This window comes from Nocardia sp. NPDC058519 (assembly GCF_042719755.1).
GTDB lineage: Bacteria > Actinomycetota > Actinomycetes > Mycobacteriales > Mycobacteriaceae > Nocardia.
The window spans coordinates 67,492-87,047 of record NZ_JBHXNK010000005.1; the positions used below are offsets into that span (position 1 = coordinate 67,492).

The following is a 19,556-nucleotide window of genomic DNA, read 5'->3' on the forward strand; positions in this document are numbered from 1 at the left end:
GGCTGTTCTCGCGTTTACCGCTATATGGGGCGCGTGGTAGCGACCGCGCGGTCTACTTCCCAGAAAGCGCGCAAAGCGGCGATCTTTCCCTCGGCGTCGACCTTGTAGGTGAACACACCCTCGGCGTCGATGACGTGGCCGGCCATGGTGGTGCGGATCAGGCCGGTGAAGGCGATTTCATTGCCGCACGCGAAGGAGTCCTCGAAGCGGAATTCGATGGATTCGGTGAGCGCGATGGCTTTGTCCCAGAAGCCGCCGATGGCCTCGTGGCCCTGGTGGCCGACGCCCTCGGGGTCGAAACCCGAAGGGCCGACGGGGTCTTCGACAATGCCGTCCTCGGCGAAAAGGGCCACCCAGGCGGCGCGGTCCTTGGCCCGGACCGCGGCCTGGGATGCCAGGCCGGCGGCGCGGGCGGAGTTCTCGACTACGGTGTCGGTCATGGCGCTACCTTCGCGATGATGGGGTCGGCGATGTACTTCTCGGCGAAGCGGCGCAGCGAGTCCTGCTTGGCCGCCAGCTCGCCGTCGAACCCGATACCGTCGGCCAGCCAGGGCACCACGATGTTGTCGGTGACGCCCGCGTCGGCCAGATCCTGATAGCCGTCGCGACCGAACTTGTCGATGCAGACGGACTGGATCTCGAACGACTCCTCGGACCTGCCGTACTCCGCACGTAGATCGCGCAGCGTGCCGATGGTGGTGACCAGGTCGTCGAACTTCATCATCGCCGAGGTCCAGCCGTCACCGATGCGGGCGGCCCGGCGCAACGCCGGACCGGTGTGCCCACCGATGTAGAACGGCACCCGCTCGCTCGGCGCCGGACTCATCTGCAGCTGGTCGAAATCGAAGAAGTCGCCGTGGAATTCGACCATGCCGCCGTCGAGGACGAGCCGGATGACCTCGATCATCTCATCGACCCGTGCGCCACGGCGGGCGTAGGGAACCCCGCACCATTCGAATTCCTCGGGTGCCCAGCCGATGCCGATGCCGAAGCCGAACCGGTTGCCCGACATATTGGCGATCGAGCCGACCTGGCGGGCCAGCAGCAGCGGATTGCGCGAGCCGAGCTTGAGGACGTTGGTGTAGAACCGCAGCTTCGTGGTCACCGCGGCCATGGTCGCGGCGGCGATCAGAGGGTCTGCCCAGGGTGTGTCCGGGCCCCAGAAGCGGCTGCCGTCGGGGGTGTAGGGGTAGTCGGCGGCCTGCGACTTCATGTAGAACAGCGAGTCGGGCAGCCCGATGGAGGTGAACCCGCATTCTTCGGCCGTTTTGGCCAGCTCGGTGAGCTGTTCCAGTGGGCTCAGCGCGATACCGAGAGTGAACTTCATACTGGACGCTCGCTTCCTACAACCCACATCGAAAAGTACTGGGAGCCACCGCCGTACGCGTGCCCAAGGGCCTTGCGCGCATTCGGTACCTGGTACGCGCCCGCGCGCCCCATCACCTGCTTGGCCGCTTCGGCGAACCGGATCAGGCCCGAGGCGCCGATCGGGTTGGACGAGAGAACGCCACCCGACGGGTTCACCGGGATTCGCCCACCGATTTCCGTCTCACCCTTGTCGGTGAGTTTCCAGCCGTCGCCCTCGGCCGCGAAGCCGAGATTCTCCAGCCACATCGGCTCGAACCAGGAGAACGGCACGTAGATCTCGGCGACGTCGATCTCTTCCAGGGGATCGGTGATCCCGGCCGACTCCCACAGGGCCGCGGCCGCGACCCGGCCCGCCTGCGGATTCACCTGGTCGCGACCGGAGAAGGTGGTCGGCTCGGTGCGCATCGCGGTGCCGTGTACCCAGGCCACCTTCTTGCCCTCGGCTTCGACCACCGCGGCGGCCTCGGCATCGCCGATCACCACGGCGCACGCGCCGTCCGACGACGGGCAGGTCTCGTCGAAACGGATAGGGTCCCACAGCATTTGGGAGGCCAGCACCGACTCGATGGTGATGTCGGGCTGATGCAGGTGCGCGAGCGGGTTCTTCGCGCCGTTGCGCCGATCCTTCACCGCCACCATCGCACCGATGTGCAGTGGCGCGTTCGAGCGACGGATGTAGGAGCGCACGTGCGGAGCGAAGTAGCCGCCCGCGCCCGCGCCGACCGGCATGGTGAACGGCACCGGAATCGACAACGCCCACATGGCATTCGACTCCGACTGCTTCTCCCAGGCGATGGCGAGGACGCGCTTGTGCACCCCGCCCTGCACCAGGTTGGCGGCGACGACGCCGGTCGAGCCGCCGACCGAGCCCGCGGTGTGCACGCGGATCAACGGCTTGCCCGCCGCGCCGAGCGCCTCGGCCATGTACAGCTCGGGCATCATGACGCCCTCGAAGTAGTCGGGGGCCTTGCCGACGACGACAGCGTCGATGTCGGCGATGGTCAGACCCGCGTCATCGAGTGCGCGATCGATGGCCTCACGGCACATGCCCGCCATGGACACGTCCGTACGTTTTGTCACGTGATGGGTTTGGCCGGTGCCGAGCACCGCTGCGGGGAAGCTCACTTGACCTCCATGACGGCGACCAGATTCTGCTGCAGCGCAGGGCCGCTGGTCGCATGAGCGAGGGTCCGGTTCGCGGTGCCGGACATGATGGCTTTGGCGGCGCTGCCGATTCGTTCGAGACCCGCCGCGAACATCGGGTTGGCGGCGAGGGCGCCACCGGAGGGGTTGATGCGGGTGTCCGCGGACAGCCCGATCGCTTCCGCGAGGATCAACTGCTGGTGACTGAACGGCGCGTGCAGCTCGGCGACGTCGAAGCTGGTATCGCCGCCGGTCGCCACCGCGGCCGCCTTGGTGGTGGAGGGAGAGCGCGTCAGATCGCGACTGCCCAGTGCCTGGGCGTCGATGTTGTGCGCGATTCCGGTGATCCACGCGGGTCGCTCGCAGAGCTCTCGTGCGCGATCGCCGACCGCGAGCACGATCGCGGCCGCGCCGTCGGTGATCGGCGCGATGTCGTGGGCGCGCAGCGGGTCGGCCACATAGGGTGCGCCGAGGTCACCGCCCGCGACCGCCGCCATGTCCTGCTCGGTCCACCGGCCGGAATCCAGACCGGCACGCGCCTGCAAACCCGCGATCGAGACCGCGTCGGGCCACAGCGGTCCGACCAGATAGGGGTCGAGCTGCATGGTCAGCACCTGGCGCAGCGTGCCGGCCGACGACTTGCCGAAGCCGTACACGAGTGCGGTCTGCGCCTGTCCGGAACGCAGCTTCACCCACGCTTCGTAGAGCGCCCATGCGGCGTCCATCTCCACGTGCGACTCGTTGATCGGTGGAACGGCGCCGATCGCATCGATCGCCGAGATGAACGAGAACGCACGTCCGGCAAGGAAATCGGAGGACCCAGAGCACCAGAAGTCGATATCGGACTTGGTGATGCCGAGCTCGGCGTAGAGCTGCTGGAAGCACGGCACGAGCATCTCGACGCCGTTGGTGGTGCCGTGGGTTTCGGGTACGTGTGGTGCGTGGGCGAAGCCCACCACCGCGATCTCGGGCAGGCTCGCGTCGCTGCCGGAGGATGCTGATGTGGTCAACGTCGCCTCTCTAGAGGTGGTGCTGGTAGGACTCGTAGGGAGCGTCGGGCTCCCCGGTGGGCCGGAAGTGGTCGATATTGGCCAGCGTGTGGCCCCACTCCTCGCGGGGCTTCCACACCGCCTCGACCTGCATGCCCATGCGCACCTCGTCGGCCTCGCAGCCGAGGATCAGGTGCAGGACCGGGATGTCGGCGCCGTCGAGGAGCACATAGGCGGCCACGTACGGCGGCTTGATCCGCTGGCCGAGGAACGGCACGTTGACGATGCAGAAGGTGGTCACCGTGCCCTTGTCGGACAGCTCGACCAGGTCGTCGGTGGGTCTGCCGTCGGTCGGGTTGGCGCCGCGCGGCGGGAAGTACACTCGCCCGCCTGCTTCGGAACGGCCGCCGATGAGCTTGCCCTCGGCCAGCCCGCGCAGGTAGACGGTCTCCTGAGGGGAGGCGGTGTGCTTGTAGTCGAGGTCGACGGGTGTGGTCAGCATGGTGACCGGTTCTTGTTCGGAAGGGGTCGCGGTGCTGGTGTTCTCGCCGGGCTCGAAGCAGGCGATGTCCTGGATGCGGCCGGTGCGCTCGTCCGCCCAGCGGGCACTGACCCGCATTCCGGTACTGAGCTGACCGGGTTCGGTGACGTCGAGCGCGTGCAGCAGAGCGGTGTCGGCGCCGTCGAGCTGGATCAGCGCCCAGGCGAACGGGCGATCGAACGGCTGGCCGGGTAGTGGCTCCGACACCCAGGTCCACGACTTGACGGTGCCGGTCGCGGCGACCTCGACCAGCTCGTCCAGCGCCGCGCTGGTGAGCGGATCGTATTCTGGTGGTGGCACGAGTATCCGGCCGTCGCTGCCGCGAGCGCCGAGTATTCGGCCCTCGCGCAGTCCGGTCAGAAATGCACCGATGATGGGTCCGACGGACCTGGTGTAGTCGAATCGCACCCGGAGGGGTGCACTCAATACTTCCACTGCGGTATTCCCCTGGGTCACGATATCGAGTAGAACAGGTTCTTATTCTGCTCGCAAGGATTCGCCGAAAGGGCGCCGATCATGAAATTCGGACTGCAACTCGGATACTGGGGCGCACAGCCCCCCGTCGGCGTCGGTGAGCTGGTGATCGCGGCCGAGGAATCGGGCTTCGACGCGGTGTTCGCGGCCGAGTCCTGGGGGTCGGATGCCTTCGCGCCGCTGGCCTGGTGGGGCTCGTCGACGTCGCGGGTGCGGCTGGGTACCTCGGTCGCGCAGATGTCGGCGCGCACGCCCGCTGCCACCGCGATGCACGCGCTCACCCTGGACCACCTCAGCGGCGGACGGGCCGTTCTCGGGCTCGGCGTCTCGGGTCCGCAGGTGGTCGAGGGCTGGTACGGGCAGCCGTTCGCCCAGCCGCTGCGGCGCACGCGCGAGTACGTCGACATCGTGCGCAAGGTGCTCGCGCGTGAGGCGCCGGTGACCTCGGACAGCGCGCACTACGGGCTGCCGTACGGCGGCCCAGGTGCGACCGGGCTCGGCAAACCGCTCAAGCCGATCGTGCACCCGCTGCGCGCTGATCTGCCGATCTGGCTGGGCGCGGAGGGGCCGAAGAACATCGCGCAGACCGCCGAGATCGCCGACGGCTGGCTCGCGATCTACTACGCGCCCCGACTGGCGGGCATGTACAACGAGTGGCTCGACGAGGGCTTCGCCCGGCCCGGTGCTCGCCGTTCGCGCGAAGACTTCGAGATCGCCGCGAGCGCGCAGGTGGTGATCACCGACGATCCGGCGGCGGAGATCGAGCGGATGCGCTGGGTGAGCGCGCTCTACATCGGCGGCATGGGCGCGCCCGAGCTGAATTTCCACGCTCAGGTGTACAAGCGGATGGGCTACGGCGCCGAGGTGGACGAGATCTCCGCGCTGTTCCAGGCGGGGCGCAAGGCCGAGGCCGCCGCGGCGGTGCCCGACGAGCTGATCACCGACACCGCGATCTTCGGTGACGAGGCGCATGTGCGCTCCCGGTTGAAGGAATGGGAAGACGCGGGCGTGACGATGATGCTGATCTCGGTATCGAATGTCGAACAAATGAGTCTTCTCCAACCCCTTGTTGCTTTGTAGAACGCGTTCTAAATTCGAAGGGTGAACAGCCAGCAGACAACGCAAGTCCTCGGACTGTGGAATATCGCCGCGACAGATCCCCAGCGGATCGCCGTCGTCGACCCGGATGGCAGAGAGATCACCTATCGAGAATTGGCGACTCTGGCCAATCGCTACGCCAACGGACTACGCGGCATCGGATTGCGCACAGGCGACGTCGTGGTCAGCATGCTGCACAACGGCGTGGAGGCGATTGCCGCGTACTTCGCCGCGTACCAGGCGGGGCTGTACATCGTCGCGGTGAACTGGCATCTGACCGCGCCCGAGATCGCCTACATCCTCGGAGACAGTGACTCCGCGGCCTTCCTGGCCAGCGAACGGTTCGCGGCCACCGCCGCCGAGGCCGCCGACCTCGCCGAACTGCCGGAGAACGCCCGGTTCTCCGTCGGCACAGTGCCCGGCTTCCGGCCGGTGTCGTGGCTCGGCGCCGCCGACACCGGCAGGCCGTCGGAGCGTTCGGTCGGCGCGCCGATGCTCTACACCTCGGGAACCACGGGGCGGCCCAAGGGCGTTCGCCGTCCGCTCACCGGTGCCGATCCGGATACCGTTCCCGCGCCGAACAGGGCGTTCTTCAGCCTGTTCGAGCTGGCACCCTACGACGACCACGTGCACATCTGCGGCTCGCCGCTCTATCACACGGCCGTGCTGAACTTCTCGACCATCTCGATCCAGCTGGGGCACAAGCTCGTTCTGATGGACCGATGGGACGCGCAGGATATGCTCGCGCTGATCGAGCGGCACAAGGTGACGCACAGCCACATGGTGCCCACCCAGTTCCATCGCCTGCTCGCCCTGCCCGAAGACGTGCGCGCCCGCTACGACGTGTCCTCGCTGCGCAGCATGGTGCACGGTGCGGCGCCGTGTCCGCCGCAGACCAAACGGCAGATGCTCGAGTGGTGGGGACCGGTCGTCACCGAGTACTACGCGGCCACCGAGGGCGGCGGCACCGTGATCAACGGAACCGAGTGGCTGGCCAAGCCGGGTTCGGTGGGCAAGGCCTGGCCGTGGTCGGTGATCAAGGTGCTCGACGAGACCGACGGCACCGAACTGCCCGCGGGCAAAGAGGGCATGGTCTACATGCGGATGGGCGCGTCGAGCTTCGAGTACCACCACGCCAAGGAGAAGACCGACGAGTCGCGCGTCGGTGACCTGTTCACCGTCGGCGACATCGGCTACCTCGACGAAGACGGCTACCTGTTCCTGTGCGACCGGCGCTCGGATCTGATCCTGTCCGGTGGCGTGAACATCTACCCGGCCGAGATCGAGGGGGTGCTGATGAGCCACCCCAAGGTGGCCGACGTAGCGGTTCTCGGTGTGCCGGACCCGGATTGGGGCCAGCAGGTGAAGGCGTTCGTGCAGCCGGTCGCCGACACCGAGGGCAGCGACGAACTCACCGCCGACATTCTGGAATTCGCCGCCGGTCAGCTCGCGAAGTACAAGCTGCCCCGCACGGTGGAATACCGTGCGGAGCTGCCCCGCGATCCCAACGGAAAGCTGTACAAGCGCCGCCTGCTCTGAATTGGCGTTCCCGCTCAGACGGGCTCGCGCCACTCCGGCTTGAGCCCGAAGAGCGGGAACAGGCGCTGGGTGTCGAGGAAGAAGTTGAGGCCGGCGATGGTGTCGCCCTCGAGTTCGAGCACCGTGATCGACCACGGCACCCAGACGCCGGGCTCCTCGCTCGGCTTGTAGTGGCCGAAGGCGGGCGAACCGTTGGCGCCGCCCAGCGGCACCATCCGCGAATTGCGGCACGCGCTGCCCGTGCTGAGCATGAACGCGGCCACGTTCTCCGGGCCCGAGATCCAGAGATCGAACGGCGGCATCGACAGCGCCACATCGGCTTTGAGCAGGGTGGTGAGCGCATCCATGTCGTAGGCCTCGAACGCCTTGACGAAGTCGTCGATCAATTTGCGCTGATCGGGATCGGTCTCGTCGAAACTGTCGGCCACGCTCGGCTGCACCTTCGACATGGTGGCCCTGGCCCGCTGTAGCGCGCTGTTCACCGACGCCGGCGACATCATCAGTGCCTCGGCGGTCTCACCCGCGGAGAAGCGAAGCACCTCGCGCATGATCAGGATCGCGCGCTGGGTGGCGGGCAGATGCTGGCAGGCCGCGACGAAGGCAAGGCGCAGTGTGTCTCTGGTGGAGGCGTGGTCGGCCGGGTCGGCGCCGAAGGCGAGCGCGTTCGGGATCGGCTCGATCCACACGTAATCGGGCTGTGGCATGGGCAGCGGTGAATCCGGGCGGCCCGGCCCGTTGAGATCCATCGGCCTCGCGCGGCTCTGTGGACGATCCAGCATGTCCAGACAGATATTGGTGGCGATCTTGTAGAGCCACGAGCGCAGGCTCGCGCGACCCTCGAAGGAATCGTAGGAGCGCCAGGCGCGGGTGAAGGTTTCCTGCACCGCGTCCTCGGCCTCGAACGAGGAGCCGAGCATGCGGTAGGCATACGCGCACAACTCGCGCCGATGGGACTCGAATTCGGCCAGCACGGCGGGATCGGGGCCGGTGGTCGCGGTTGTGGCGTCGGTCATAGCCTCACGATGCCACAGGGGTCCGACACTCGACAGGGGAGAAAACGAACTATCGCGATTTCGCGAACTTTGCGTGGATGCGATGAATCCGCGCCGATCGCCGCGTCTACATGTTCGAGACCGCAACGACGCCCCGAAAGGCTGATCCCATGAGCAACAAGATGATCTTCATCAACCTCCCCGTCGCCGACCTCGACCGCTCCAAAGGCTTCTACGAGGCGCTCGGCTGGAAGGTGAACGAGGACTTCACCGATCAGAACGCGGCATGCATCGTCGTCGACGACAACATCTGCCTGATGCTGCTGACCAAGGACTTCTTCACCACGTTCAGCAAGCGCCCGATCGCTGACACCGGGGCTGCTATCGGTGCCGCTTACGCGTTGTCGCTCGGCAGCGCGGCGGAGGTCGACGCGCTCACCGAGGCGGCCGTGGCGGCGGGCGCCACCGAGGAGGCCAACGACGACAAGAAGGCCCAGGAGGCCCAGGTCGGCATGCACGGCCGCACCTTCATCGACCCCGACGGCCACCAGTGGGAGCCGTTCTACATGGACTACCCGGGCGCGTAGACCCTCACCGCAGTCAGGGCGCCGGGCGCAGAGCCCGGCGCCCTGAGGCGTGTCAGGAGCCGGTGAAGTTCGGCTTGCGCTTCTCGGCGAAGGCTCGCGGCCCTTCCTTGGCGTCGGCTGATCTGAACACCTCGATGCCGATCTTCGCCTCGATGGGGAACGCCTCGTTCTCCGGCATGGCCTCGGTTTCACGCAGGGTGCGCAGCATCGCCTGGACGGCGAGAGGGCCGTTGTCGGCGATCTGGCCTGCCAGCGCCATGGCCTTGTCGAGGGCGGTTCCGTCGGGGACAACGTGTCCGATCAGGCCGATCTCCTTGGCCTCGGCAGCGGTGATATGCCGACCGGTCAGCAGCAGATCAGCGGCCACCGTGTACGGGATCTGCCGGGCCAGCCGCACCGCGGAACCACCGAGCGGGAACAGGCCCCAGCGGGCCTCGGAGACGCCGAACTTGGCGCTTTCCCCGGCCACGCGCAGGTCGGTGCCCTGCAGGATCTCGGTGCCACCGGCAATAGCCGGGCCCTCGACGGCCGCGATCAGCGGCTTGGCCAGTCGCCGCCCCTTCAGCAGCGCGGGGAGGTAGGCGGGGTCCCAGCTGCCGGAGGAGGCGGTGTCCCCCGGATGCTGCGAGCTCATCGCCTTCAGATCCATTCCCGCGCAGAAGGCCCCGCCCGCACCGGTGAGGATCGCGACGCGGATGTCGGGATCGCTGTCCACCTGGTCCCAGGCGTCGCGCATGATCGCCATCATCTCGCCGGACAGGGCGTTGCGCGCCTCCGGCCGATTCATGGTGACGATGAGGACATGGTCGCGCTTCTCGACCAGGCAGTGGGCCATTTCGATACTCCTGACAAGTTGAGTCTTGTCAGAAACAGTAACACGTTCTATTTTTGTCCTGTGAGCTACAACATAGCCGATCTCGTCGAACATGCCGTCGACTTGATGCCCGACCGGATCGTGCTGGTCGGCGAGCATCGAGAGTCGACCTACGCCGAACTGGAGGAGCGGGCCAACAAGTTGGCCCACTACCTGCTGGAACAGGGTGTGCGTCCCGGCGACAAAGTCGGAATCTATTCCAGGAACACCGTGGAGGCCGTCGAAGCGATGGTGGCCGTCTTCAAGGCGAGGGCGGTGATGATCAATGTCAATTTCCGCTATGTCGAGAACGAGCTGCTGCACATCTTCGACAACTCCGACATGGTGGCGCTGATCCACGAGCGCCGCTACACCGACAAGGTGGCGGCGGTGCGGGAGAAGGTGCCCGCCCTGAAGACGGTGATCGTCGTCGATGACGGCACCGACGAGCCGACCGGCGCCGATACCGTGGAATACGAAGCAGCGCTGGCCGATGCGTCGGGTGAACGCGACTTCGAGGAGCGCTCGCCCGACGACATCTACATGCTCTACACCGGTGGCACCACGGGTCTGCCCAAGGGCGTGATGTGGCGGCACGAGGATGTCTGGCGGGTACTCGGCGCCGGCATCAACTTCGTCACCGGCGAGTACACCAAGGACGAATGGGAGCTGGCCAAGATCGGCGCGGCCAACCCGCAGATGGTGCGCTTCCCGATCCCGCCGATGATCCACGGCGGCTCACAGTGGGCCACCTTCCACAGCCTGTTCGGCGGTGGCAAGGCCGTGATGATCCCCGAGTTCAGCGGGCACGGTGTCTGGCAGGCCGTCGACAAGCACGGCATCAACCTGATCTTCATCACCGGTGACGCGATGGCCCGCCCGATGCTCGACGCCCTCGCCGAAGGCAACCCGGAAACCGGTGAGCCCTACGATCTTTCGACCCTGTACGTGCTGGCCAGCAGTGCGGCGCTGTTCTCGCCGTCGCTCAAGGACAAGTTCCTCGAAGTGCTGCCCAACCGGATGATCTCCGACTCCATCGGCTCCTCGGAGACCGGATTCGGCGGCCTGTCCCTGGTCGCCAAGGGTGCCACCCACACCGGTGGCCCCCGGGTGAAGATCGACGCGGCCACCCAGGTGCTCGACGAGGAAGGCAATCCGGTCGAACCGGGTTCCGGCGTCGTCGGCCTGCTGGCGCGCAGCGGGCACATCCCGCTCGGCTACTACAAGGACGAGGTCAAGTCGGCCGCGACGTTCAAGGAGTTCAACGGGGTCCGCTTCGCGATCCCCGGCGACTACGCGCGCGTCGAGGAAGACGGCTCGGTCACCATGCTCGGCCGCGGTTCGGTGAGCATCAACAGCGGTGGCGAGAAGATCTACCCCGAAGAGGTGGAAGGCGCCCTCAAGGCCCACCCCGAGATCTTCGACGCCCTGGTCGTCGGCGTCGAGGACCAACGCTGGGGCCAGCGGGTCTGCGCGGTCATCCAGTGTCGCGGCGGGAACCGCCCCACCCTGGCCGACCTGAAGCCGATCCTCGCCCAGGAGATCGCGTCCTACAAGCAACCACGCAGCCTGTGGTTCGTCGACGAGATCAAACGCTCGCCCGCCGGCAAGCCGGACTACCGCTGGGCCAAATCCCAGACCGACGAGCGCCCTGCGGACGAGCATGCGGAGGCAGGCTCGGCCTAACGTCGAGCGATGAAAGTCGTGGCCCGTCCAGCGTTTTCGCTGGGCGGGCCATTGTCGTGCCCGGCGGCGAACAGGGCGCGGTCGGTCGCCGGGATCCAGCATCCGAGGGCGGCATCGCGGTTGTAGGTGCCGCGCACGTGGTCGACAAGGTGGGCGAGTTCAGGGTGGCGGTTGGCCGTCTTCCACAGCAGGGCGAAGGGATAGGCCGGGACCGGGTCGGTGATCGGAATCTGGCGGCTGTCCGGGTGCCATGGCGTGCTTGTCGCCTCGCCGGTGAAGGTGGCCAGAGTGCGGGAGGCGGTGACCTGCTCGACGATGCGCGCCATCGGCACAGCTCTTGGACCGGTCTCGACGCGGATGCCGCTGAATCGGCTGAGGTGGTCGTAGAAGTCGGCCCACTCGGAGTGCACGGCGGCGCCGGGCACCCAGGCGGTGAACGGGCGCAGGTCGTCGAGGGTGACGTGGGCGCGGGTGGCGAGCGGATGGTCCTTGCCGACAAGCAGCCGCAGTGGTTCGAGGTAGGCGGGGATGGCGGTGATGTCCCTCGGCAGCGGCGCGGCGGCCCAGTGCGCCCGGGCGAAGGCGGCGTCGACCTTGCCTTCGATCACGGCGTTGCGCGGCGTTGTGCTCGCGATGACCGTCTCGACGTCGGCAACCGGTCGCTGGCTCCGATAGAACCGCATCACCTCGGCGTCGGCGATCCGGTCGCCGTGCACCGCGACCCGCAACGGCGTGCGGACCGCGCGTATCGCGGCGTCGGCGGAAGCCAGGATGGCCCTCGCGTGCGGTAGGAAGCGCAGCCCGATGGGCGTGAGTACGGCCCCGGTCGGTGTCCGCTCGAACAGTGCCGTCCGCAGTTGCGCCTCGATCTTGGCGACGCGTTTGGAGACCGATTGCTGGCTGATGCCGAGTAGGTCGGCGGCATAGCTGAACTGACCTTCCTCTGCCACGGCGACGACTGTGCGCACAGCAGCGAGATCGAGATCCATCTCCACCTCCTCATACAGGCATTGGGTGTGCACCAGGGCGCGTCGGTTGTTCGACCTACCACCGTGACACGGGTTCGAATGCAGCACGATCCGGTCGTATGCCCCTGGACCACAGCGGTACCGAGGGTAACGAGCCGGCGCGACAGTCGACAGCGTGAGGCGGTTCCTGGTGGGCGATTCAGCTTCCTTCGTGCATCTGCACAACCATACGGAGTTCTCGATGTTGGATGGGATGGCCAAGGTCGGCCCGATGTTCGCCGAGGCGCAACGGCTCGGAATGCACGCGGTGGGGATGACCGATCACGGCAACATGTACGGGGCATCCGACTTCTTCCGGCAGGCGCAGCGGTCCGGTATCAAGCCCATCATCGGCATCGAGGCGTACGTGGCGCCGGGTTCGCGACGGTCGACCGATCGGGTGCGGTGGGGTGATCCGTCGCAGAAGGCCGATGACGTGTCGGGATCGGGTGCCTACGTCCACATGACGATGCTCGCGGCGAACGCCGTCGGCCTGCGGAATCTGTTCACCCTGTCCTCGCTCGCCTCGTTCGAGGGTCAGCTGGGCAAGTGGCCGCGGATGGACGCCGAGCTCATCGCCGAATACGCCGACGGAATCATCGCGACTACCGGCTGCCCTTCGGGAGAGGTGCAGACCCGATTGCGCCTCGGCCAGTTCGACGCGGCGTATCAGGCCGCCGGAACCTGGCGTGAGATCTTCGGCCACGGCAACTTCTACCTCGAACTGATGGACCACGGCCTCGCCATCGAGCGCCGAGTCCGCGAGGACCTGCTCGCGATCGGGGCCAAGGCCGGCATCGCACCGCTGGCGACCAACGACTGCCACTATGTGCTGCGAGGTCAGTCCGCGGCGCACGAGGCGATGCTGTGCGTGCAGACCGGCAAGACGCTCTCGGACCCCACCCGCTTCCGGTTCGGCGGCGACGGCTACTACCTGAAATCGGCCGTCGAGATGCGCGCCCTGTGGGACGACGAGGTGCCTGGCGCGTGCGATGCGACGATCGCGATCGCCGAACGCGTCGAACCGTACGACGAGGTGTGGGCGTTCCAGGACCGGATGCCGGTGTTCCCGGTCCCCGACGGACACGACCAGGACAGCTGGTTGCGCGTCGAGGTGGATGCCGGACTGCGGTGGCGGTTCCCTGGCGGTGTCCCCGACAGCTACCGCGACCGTGCGCGATTCGAGCTGGATATCATCCGGGACAAGGGATTTCCCGCCTATTTCCTGGTCGTCGGCGACCTTGTCGCGCACGCGCGAGAGGTCGGTATCCGGGTGGGACCCGGGCGCGGATCAGCAGCCGGTTCGCTCGTTGCCTACGCCCTTGCCATCACCAATATCGATCCGATCGAGCACGGGCTGCTCTTCGAACGCTTCCTCAACCCCGAGCGGCCGTCCGCGCCCGATATCGACATCGACTTCGATGACCGGCGGCGCGGCGAGATGATCCGCTACGCCACACAGCGCTGGGGCGCCGACAAGATCGCGCAAGTGATCACCTTCGGCACCATCAAAACGAAGGCTGCGATCAAGGATGCCGCCCGCGTCCAGTTCGGCCAGCCCGGATTCGCCCTCGCCGACCGGATCACGAAATCCCTGCCGCCGACAGTGGCGGCCAGGGACATTCCCGTTGCCGGGATCATGGATCCCGCCCACGAGCGCTACGGCGAGGCCGCCGAGGTACGCACGCTGATCGAGTCCGATCCGGACGTGCGCACCATCTACGACACGGCGGTCGGGCTGGAGGGAATGGTTCGAGGCGCCGGAGTGCACGCATGCGCGGTGATCATGTCGTCCGAGCCGCTGCTGGGGGTGGTTCCGCTGTGGCGGCGCCCGCAGGACGGAGCCGTCATCACCGGGTGGGACTATCCGTCGTGCGAAGCCATCGGCCTGCTCAAGATGGACTTCCTCGGCCTGCGCACACTCACCGTGATCGGCGACAGCCTGGACAACATTCGCGCGAACCGCGGCATCGAACTCGACCTGGACACTCTCGATCTCGACGATCCGGCCGCGTACGCCATGCTCGCCCGTGGCGACAACCTCGGTGTGTTCCAGCTGGATTCGGCGGGGATGCGGGAACTGCTGCTGAAGATGGCGCCGACCGAATTCAACGACCTGGTCGCCTCGAACGCGCTGTACCGGCCGGGGCCGATGGGCGTCGGCGCGCACTGGTCCTATGCCGATCGTAAGAACGGGCGCGAGGCCGTCACCCCGATCCATCCGGAGCTCGACGGCGCGCTACAAGAAATTCTGTCCGAGACCTACGCACTCATCGTCTATCAGGAACAGATCATGCAGCTCGCGCAGCGGGTGGCCGGGTACACCCTCGGTCAGGCCGATCTGCTGCGTCGTGCCATGGGCAAGAAGAAGCCCGAAGTGCTTGCGATGGAGTTCGAGAACTTCCGTAACGGTATGCACCGCAACGGGTACGGCGACGATGCCGTCACCGCGCTGTGGGAGGCGGTGCTGCCGTTCGCCGGTTACGCCTACAACAAGTCGCACGCCGCCGGATACAGCCTCATCATGTACTGGACCGCTTATCTCAAGGCGAACTATCCCGCGGAATTCATGGCGGCATTGCTGACCTCGGTCGGTGACGACAAGGACAAGACAGCGATCTACCTTGCTGATTGCCGCAAGCGCGGGATCCGGGTGCTGCCACCGGACGTCAACGAATCAGTTGCCACCTTCTCTCCGGTGGGTACCGACATCCGCTACGGGCTCGAAGCGGTTCGCAATGTGGGTGCGCCGGTGGTCGCGGCGATAGTCCGGGCGCGCGAGACCGGTGGCGCGTTCACGGGATTCTCCGACTATCTGGACAAGGTCGACATCGCGGCCTGCGCCAAGAAGGTCGTCGAATCACTGGTCAAAGCAGGGGCATTCGACTCACTTGGACACAGTCGACAGGGCCTGTACAAGGTGCATTCGGAGGCGATCGATGCGGTGGTCGGAATCAAGAAGGCCGCTGCAGCAGGGCAATTCGATCTCTTCGTGACCGCTGAAACGTCGGTCGGCAGCTTCGCTGTACCGGTCCCCGAGCAAGAATGGGACGAGCGGCAGCGTCTGGCCTACGAGCGGGAGATGCTCGGGCTCTACGTCTCCGGGCATCCGCTCGACGGAGTCGCGAACACGCTGGCCGCGCTCGCGGACACGTCGATCACCGCAGTGCTAGAAGGCCGGATTCCGCACGGCCGTACCGTCGTTCTCGGCGGCATCGTCGTCGCGATCGATCGGCGGGTGAACAAGAAGGGGGAGCCGTGGGCGATCGTGCAGATCGAGGACCTCGAAGCGGGCTCTGAGGTCCTGTTCTTCCCCGCGCCCTACGCGGCCGTCGCCACCAGGCTGACCGAGGATGCCATTGTTCTGGTCACCGCCCGTATCACCGTGCGAGACGGGCGGACTTCCTTGTTCGGTGATGACCTGACCGTCCCGGATATGAGTGGTCACGGCGTGCCGGTCGTCCTGAAGATCACGACCCAGGCCTGCACGAAGAGCAATGTCGTAGCGCTACGCGAAGCGCTGCGGCGCCACCCCGGCGGCACCGAACTGCACATCGAATTCCACGGAAGCAAGGGCCCGAAGAAGTACTCGATCGACCCCAGCTTCCGGATCAGCAGTACGCCGGCGCTGATGGGCGAGCTCAAAGCGATCTTCGGCCCCGGCTGTCTGGTGGGTTAGCGGTTGCCGAGTTCTGCCAGTTGGTAGGCCAGGTTGGTGCGGATTGCGGGGATGCGGGTGAGGAGGCGGATGGCGGTGGCTGCGGGCAGTGAGATGGCGGCCGTTTTCGACTCCTGGTCAATGCTTGTTTGCCAACGCTTGTAGGCAAAACGGCAACGTGCCAGGATACGGCCGATCGGAATCGTCCGGGATTCAGCCAGGCCAATGGTCAGTGCTTCAACGCGGAAGCGAGGCGGAATGCGATCTCGGGAACATCGTCGACTATGCCACTGGCCACGTCGATCATGAGGTCGTAGGTGAGGTCTTCGTCGAGAGCGCTGGTGTCGATGCCGTTGTAGGCCAGGAAAACGATCGCGCCTGCGATGGCAAGGCGTTTATTTCCGTCGACGAGCGGATGATTGGCCGCGATCGAATGCAGGAGCGCTGCCGACTTCTGCCAGATGCCGGGGTAGGCGTCGGTGCTGAACACCGTGGTTGCCGGTCGCGCGGCCGCCGAGGCGAGCAGGCCCGCGTCGCGAACGACATACTTCCCCGCCACATCCTCGGCGATCGCTCGCAGGTCGGCGACAGTGAGGTAGTAGATCTCCGCTTCGCTCACTCGGCGAGCCTGTCGAGCAGGCTCCTGTGACGCTCGGCGAATTGTCGCGATAGTGCGCGGACTTGGCTGTCTGCGGTCTCGGCCATCGAGTCCGGCACCACGGCCGCTACGCGGCGGCCATGGCGGGTCAAGTGCACGACGGTGCCGCCCTCGGCAGCCGCAATCACTTCGGCGAGGCGCTCCCTGGCCTCACTTACCGGGAGCTCCCAGTTCTCGGGCGAGGGGGCTGCAGTCATGCCATGAATTGTACATCTTTGCCGACAGTTCGTACGAACTGTCGGCAAAGGGTTAGCTCGCCAGTTCCGCGCCCAACGCGAGGAGGTGGGGGGTTGCTCCGCCGAGGGCGAATTCGTTGTGCTTGGCGGCGGTGAAGTAGTTGTGGGTGATGTGGTCGCGGTCGATGCCGAGGCCGCCGTGGACGTGGACGACGGTGTGGGCGACCTTGTGTCCCGCCTCGGCCGCCCAGAACTTGGCGATGTGGATGGCTTCTGCGGCGGGGAGGTCTTCCGAGAGGCGCCAGGCGCCCTGGGTGACCGTGAGGCGCAGGCCGCCGATGTCGATGTAGGCGTCGGACAGGCGCTGGGCCACCGACTGGAACGAGCCGATCGGCTTGCCGAACTGTTCGCGGGTGCGGGTGTGCTCGGCGGTGAGTTCGAGCGCGCGCTCCAGGGTGCCCAGTTGCAGGGCCGACAGGCCGAGCCAGGCGTGTTCGCGCAACCAGGTGAGGATGTCGGCGCCCGCCTCGATGGTGCCGAGCAGCTCGCCCGGAGTGGCCGCGAGCTCGACGGCGAACTCGGGACTCAGGTCGACGACCTGCTGGGCGGTACGGGTGACCGAAGCGTGCTCCGGATCGACCACGAAGACGCCGACACCGGTGGAGGTGATGGCGGGCACGAGGATTCGTTCGGCCCGGTCGGCACAGGCGACGGTGGTCGCGGTACCGGTCAGCGCCCATGCGGCACCGGCGGCCTCGGCGACGATCCCCGGCGCGCTGGTGGTGGCGCGCAGTTCCTCGGCGAGCGCGGCGGTCAGCACGATCTCGCCCGCGCCCGCCCGCGCGGCCAGCTCCTGCTGGCCCGCATTGCCGAACTTCGCCAGCGCGCCCGCGCCGAGGACGATCGACCACAGGTAGGGCACCGCGGCGACCACGCGGCCGAGTTCACGCAGGATCGCGGTCTGCTCGAGCATGCCGAAATCGCTGCCGCCCAGTGCTTCCGGCAGCGCGGCGGCCAGCACGCCGGTCTCGGCGAGCGACTTCCAGAGCTGGGAGTCGAAGCGGCCGGCGGTGTCGAGTTCACGCAGGCGGTCGGCGGTGACGAGCTTGGCGCAGACCTCGCCGGTCAGCCGGGCGAGATCGGTCTGGGCTTCGGTGGGAGTGAAATCCATGGGGAGATACCGGCTTTCGGGATCAGCGGGCGGAGGCGGGCTGGCGCAGGGCGGTCATGGCGATGATGTCGCGCTGCACCTCGTTGGTGCCGCCGCCGAAGGTGAGGATGAGCGCGGCGCGGTGCATCCGCTCGAGCCGGCCGAGCATATGCGCGCCGGGGGAGTCCTGGCGCAGGTAGGCGTGCGGGCCGACGACCTCCATCAGCAGGCGGTAGGTCTCGGTGGCGAGTTCGGTGCCGTAGACCTTGCACGCGGACGCGTCCCACGGCTTGGGCGCCGCTTCGCCGCCCTGATCGGCGCGACTGGCGATCTCCCAGTTCAGCAGCTGGAGGTATTCGACCTTGGCGTACACGCGAGCCAAGTTGAGCCGCACCCATTCCTGGTCGATCACCCGCAGGCCGCCGGACAGGGTGGTTTCCTTGGCCCACTCGACGGTCTGCGCGACGGCGAGGCTCAGCGGACCCGCCGAGGTGAGGGCGACGCGCTCGTGATTGAGCTGGTTGGTGATCAGCGACCAGCCGCCGTTCTCCGGACCGACCATCGCCGAGGCGGGCACCCGCACGTCCTGGTAGTAGGTGGCGCTGGTGTCGGGCCCGGCCATCGTGTGCACGGGCGTCCAGGAGAACCCTTCGGCGTCGGTCGGCACGATGAGCATCGTGATGCCCTTGTGCTTCTTGGCGGTCGGATCGGTACGCACGGCGAGCCAGATGTAGTCGGCGTAGGCGATGAGGCTGGTCCACATCTTCTGGCCGTTGATGACGAAGTCGTCGCCGTCGCGCACCGCGGCGGTCCGCAGCGAGGCCAGGTCGGTACCGGCTCCCGGCTCGGAGTAGCCGATGGCGAAGTGCAGTTCACCGGAGGCGATCTTGGGCAGGAAGAACTTCTTCTGCTCCTCGGTGCCGTACTGCATGATGGTCGGCGCGACCGAGTTGAGCGTGAGGAACGGGACGGGCGCGCCCGCGATGGCCGCTTCCTCGACGAAGATCAGCTGATCCACCGTGGTGCGGTCCTGGCCGCCGTACTCCTTGGGCCAGCTCAGGGTGAGCCAGCCGTCGCGGCCCATCTCGCGCACGACCTCGCGGTAGACGTTGCCGGAGCCGTATTCGCCGGTCGTCATGCTCAGCGCCGCGCGGCGTTCCGGTGTCATCAGCTTCGCGAAATATTCGCGCAGCTCGGCGCGCAATTCCTCTTGCTCCGGCGTATACGCGACGCGCATGCTTCCTACCTCGATGTCGAGCTGAACGGGCGGGTGGCGGGGCGCAGGGAATGAGCCCCGCCGAAATCGATCATTGCACATTAACTGGAACATGTTCCAGTATTGAGGGTGATTCTGCGCCGCGGACCAGGCTGTTCGGGTTAGTGTCGCCATGACCATCTGGAAGGAAGTTCTCATGAAGATCATCGTCGATTTCGACCGGTGCGAAGCGAACGGCGTCTGTGTCGGAATCGCCCCTGACATGTTCGAACTCGATGACGACGATCAGTTGACCGTCATCGAGGGCGATGTCGCCCCCGATCGCCTCGCTGACGCGGAGGAATCCGTGGCGCAGTGCCCCAAGGCCGCGCTGAGGCTGGCGTGATCCGCGCTTGTCGGATGGTGGAACACGTTCTAGAGT

At 66.7% G+C, this 19,556-nt stretch carries 18 protein-coding genes; 6 read left to right on the forward strand and 12 right to left on the reverse strand.

What is annotated here, in order from left to right:
- Positions 1-20: 20 nt before the first annotated feature.
- Genes ACFWPK_RS07895 through ACFWPK_RS07915 form a run of 5 tightly spaced genes read right to left on the reverse strand, consistent with a single transcriptional unit; the run spans position 21 to position 4,497 of the window.
- Entirely contained in the window at positions 21-440 is a 420-nt protein-coding gene (locus ACFWPK_RS07895; protein WP_378913815.1) for a nuclear transport factor 2 family protein, read from the reverse strand.
- Entirely contained in the window at positions 437-1,327 is an 891-nt protein-coding gene (locus tag ACFWPK_RS07900) for a TIGR03619 family F420-dependent LLM class oxidoreductase (RefSeq protein ID WP_378913816.1), read from the reverse strand. The genes ACFWPK_RS07895 and ACFWPK_RS07900 overlap by 4 nt, the downstream gene beginning before the upstream one ends.
- Entirely contained in the window at positions 1,324-2,493 is a 1,170-nt protein-coding gene (locus ACFWPK_RS07905) for a thiolase domain-containing protein (RefSeq protein ID WP_378913817.1), read from the reverse strand. The genes ACFWPK_RS07900 and ACFWPK_RS07905 overlap by 4 nt, the downstream gene beginning before the upstream one ends.
- Positions 2,490-3,485 (reverse strand): thiolase domain-containing protein, encoded by a 996-nt coding sequence (locus ACFWPK_RS07910; protein WP_378914048.1) that lies wholly within the window; start codon positions 3,483-3,485, stop codon positions 2,490-2,492. Before ACFWPK_RS07910 ends, ACFWPK_RS07905 begins: the two co-directional genes overlap by 4 nt.
- A 46-nt stretch (positions 3,486-3,531) precedes the next feature.
- Entirely contained in the window at positions 3,532-4,497 is a 966-nt protein-coding gene (locus ACFWPK_RS07915; protein ID WP_378913818.1) for a Zn-ribbon domain-containing OB-fold protein, read from the reverse strand.
- Positions 4,498-4,557: 60 nt separating this feature from the next.
- Between ACFWPK_RS07915 and ACFWPK_RS07920 the strand changes: the two genes are divergently transcribed.
- Together ACFWPK_RS07920 and ACFWPK_RS07925 are read left to right on the forward strand one after the other, a co-directional pair.
- Positions 4,558-5,595 carry an LLM class F420-dependent oxidoreductase gene (locus ACFWPK_RS07920; RefSeq protein ID WP_378913819.1) on the forward strand — a complete coding sequence of 346 codons (1,038 nt, stop codon included), beginning with the start codon at positions 4,558-4,560 and terminating at the stop codon, positions 5,593-5,595.
- 21 nt (positions 5,596-5,616) lie between these two features.
- Positions 5,617-7,152, forward strand: coding sequence for an acyl-CoA synthetase (locus ACFWPK_RS07925; RefSeq protein ID WP_378913820.1), 1,536 nt, complete (start codon positions 5,617-5,619; stop codon positions 7,150-7,152).
- A 14-nt stretch (positions 7,153-7,166) separates the two neighbouring features.
- On the opposite strand, the gene ACFWPK_RS07930 is transcribed toward ACFWPK_RS07925, so the two are convergent.
- Positions 7,167-8,165, reverse strand: a complete 999-nt coding sequence (locus ACFWPK_RS07930) for a sigma-70 family RNA polymerase sigma factor (RefSeq protein WP_378913821.1) — start codon at positions 8,163-8,165, stop codon at positions 7,167-7,169.
- A 149-nt stretch (positions 8,166-8,314) separates the two neighbouring features.
- Between ACFWPK_RS07930 and ACFWPK_RS07935 the strand changes: the two genes are divergently transcribed.
- Complete coding sequence (locus ACFWPK_RS07935) at positions 8,315-8,731, forward strand: VOC family protein (protein WP_378913822.1); 417 nt, start codon at positions 8,315-8,317, stop codon at positions 8,729-8,731.
- 52 nt (positions 8,732-8,783) lie between these two features.
- Here ACFWPK_RS07935 and ACFWPK_RS07940 read toward each other — a convergent pair whose 3' ends face one another.
- Positions 8,784-9,566 carry a crotonase/enoyl-CoA hydratase family protein gene (locus ACFWPK_RS07940; protein WP_378913823.1) on the reverse strand — a complete coding sequence of 261 codons (783 nt, stop codon included), beginning with the start codon at positions 9,564-9,566 and terminating at the stop codon, positions 8,784-8,786.
- A 60-nt stretch (positions 9,567-9,626) separates the two neighbouring features.
- On the opposite strand from ACFWPK_RS07940, the gene ACFWPK_RS07945 reads away from it, so the two are divergent.
- The gene (locus ACFWPK_RS07945; RefSeq protein ID WP_378913824.1) at positions 9,627-11,270 is read left to right on the forward strand and encodes an acyl-CoA synthetase; all 1,644 of its coding nucleotides are present in this window, start codon (positions 9,627-9,629) and stop codon (positions 11,268-11,270) included.
- Here ACFWPK_RS07945 and ACFWPK_RS07950 read toward each other — a convergent pair.
- On the reverse strand, positions 11,267-12,259 hold the full coding sequence (locus ACFWPK_RS07950; RefSeq protein ID WP_378913825.1) for a LysR family transcriptional regulator: 993 nt from the start codon (positions 12,257-12,259) through the stop codon (positions 11,267-11,269). The two genes, ACFWPK_RS07945 and ACFWPK_RS07950, sit on opposite strands and share 4 nt — an antisense overlap.
- A 166-nt stretch (positions 12,260-12,425) precedes the next feature.
- Between ACFWPK_RS07950 and dnaE the strand changes: the two genes are divergently transcribed.
- On the forward strand, positions 12,426-15,956 hold the full coding sequence (dnaE, locus tag ACFWPK_RS07955) for a DNA polymerase III subunit alpha (protein WP_378914049.1): 3,531 nt from the start codon (positions 12,426-12,428) through the stop codon (positions 15,954-15,956).
- Between the two features lie 208 nt (positions 15,957-16,164).
- Here dnaE and ACFWPK_RS07960 read toward each other — a convergent pair whose 3' ends face one another.
- Genes ACFWPK_RS07960 through ACFWPK_RS07975 form a run of 4 tightly spaced genes read right to left on the reverse strand, consistent with a single transcriptional unit; the run spans position 16,165 to position 19,156 of the window.
- Complete coding sequence (locus tag ACFWPK_RS07960) at positions 16,165-16,554, reverse strand: type II toxin-antitoxin system death-on-curing family toxin (RefSeq protein WP_378913826.1); 390 nt, start codon at positions 16,552-16,554, stop codon at positions 16,165-16,167.
- Positions 16,551-16,790 carry a type II toxin-antitoxin system Phd/YefM family antitoxin gene (locus ACFWPK_RS07965; protein ID WP_378913827.1) on the reverse strand — a complete coding sequence of 80 codons (240 nt, stop codon included), beginning with the start codon at positions 16,788-16,790 and terminating at the stop codon, positions 16,551-16,553. The genes ACFWPK_RS07960 and ACFWPK_RS07965 overlap by 4 nt, the downstream gene beginning before the upstream one ends.
- A gap of 52 nt (positions 16,791-16,842) precedes the next feature.
- The gene (locus ACFWPK_RS07970; RefSeq protein WP_378913828.1) at positions 16,843-17,940 is read right to left on the reverse strand and encodes an acyl-CoA dehydrogenase family protein; all 1,098 of its coding nucleotides are present in this window, start codon (positions 17,938-17,940) and stop codon (positions 16,843-16,845) included.
- A 22-nt stretch (positions 17,941-17,962) separates the two neighbouring features.
- Positions 17,963-19,156 (reverse strand): acyl-CoA dehydrogenase family protein, encoded by a 1,194-nt coding sequence (locus ACFWPK_RS07975; RefSeq protein WP_378913829.1) that lies wholly within the window; start codon positions 19,154-19,156, stop codon positions 17,963-17,965.
- A 175-nt stretch (positions 19,157-19,331) separates the two neighbouring features.
- Between ACFWPK_RS07975 and ACFWPK_RS07980 the strand changes: the two genes are divergently transcribed.
- Positions 19,332-19,520 carry a ferredoxin gene (locus ACFWPK_RS07980; RefSeq protein ID WP_378913830.1) on the forward strand — a complete coding sequence of 63 codons (189 nt, stop codon included), beginning with the start codon at positions 19,332-19,334 and terminating at the stop codon, positions 19,518-19,520.
- The last annotated feature ends 36 nt before the right edge of the window (positions 19,521-19,556 follow it).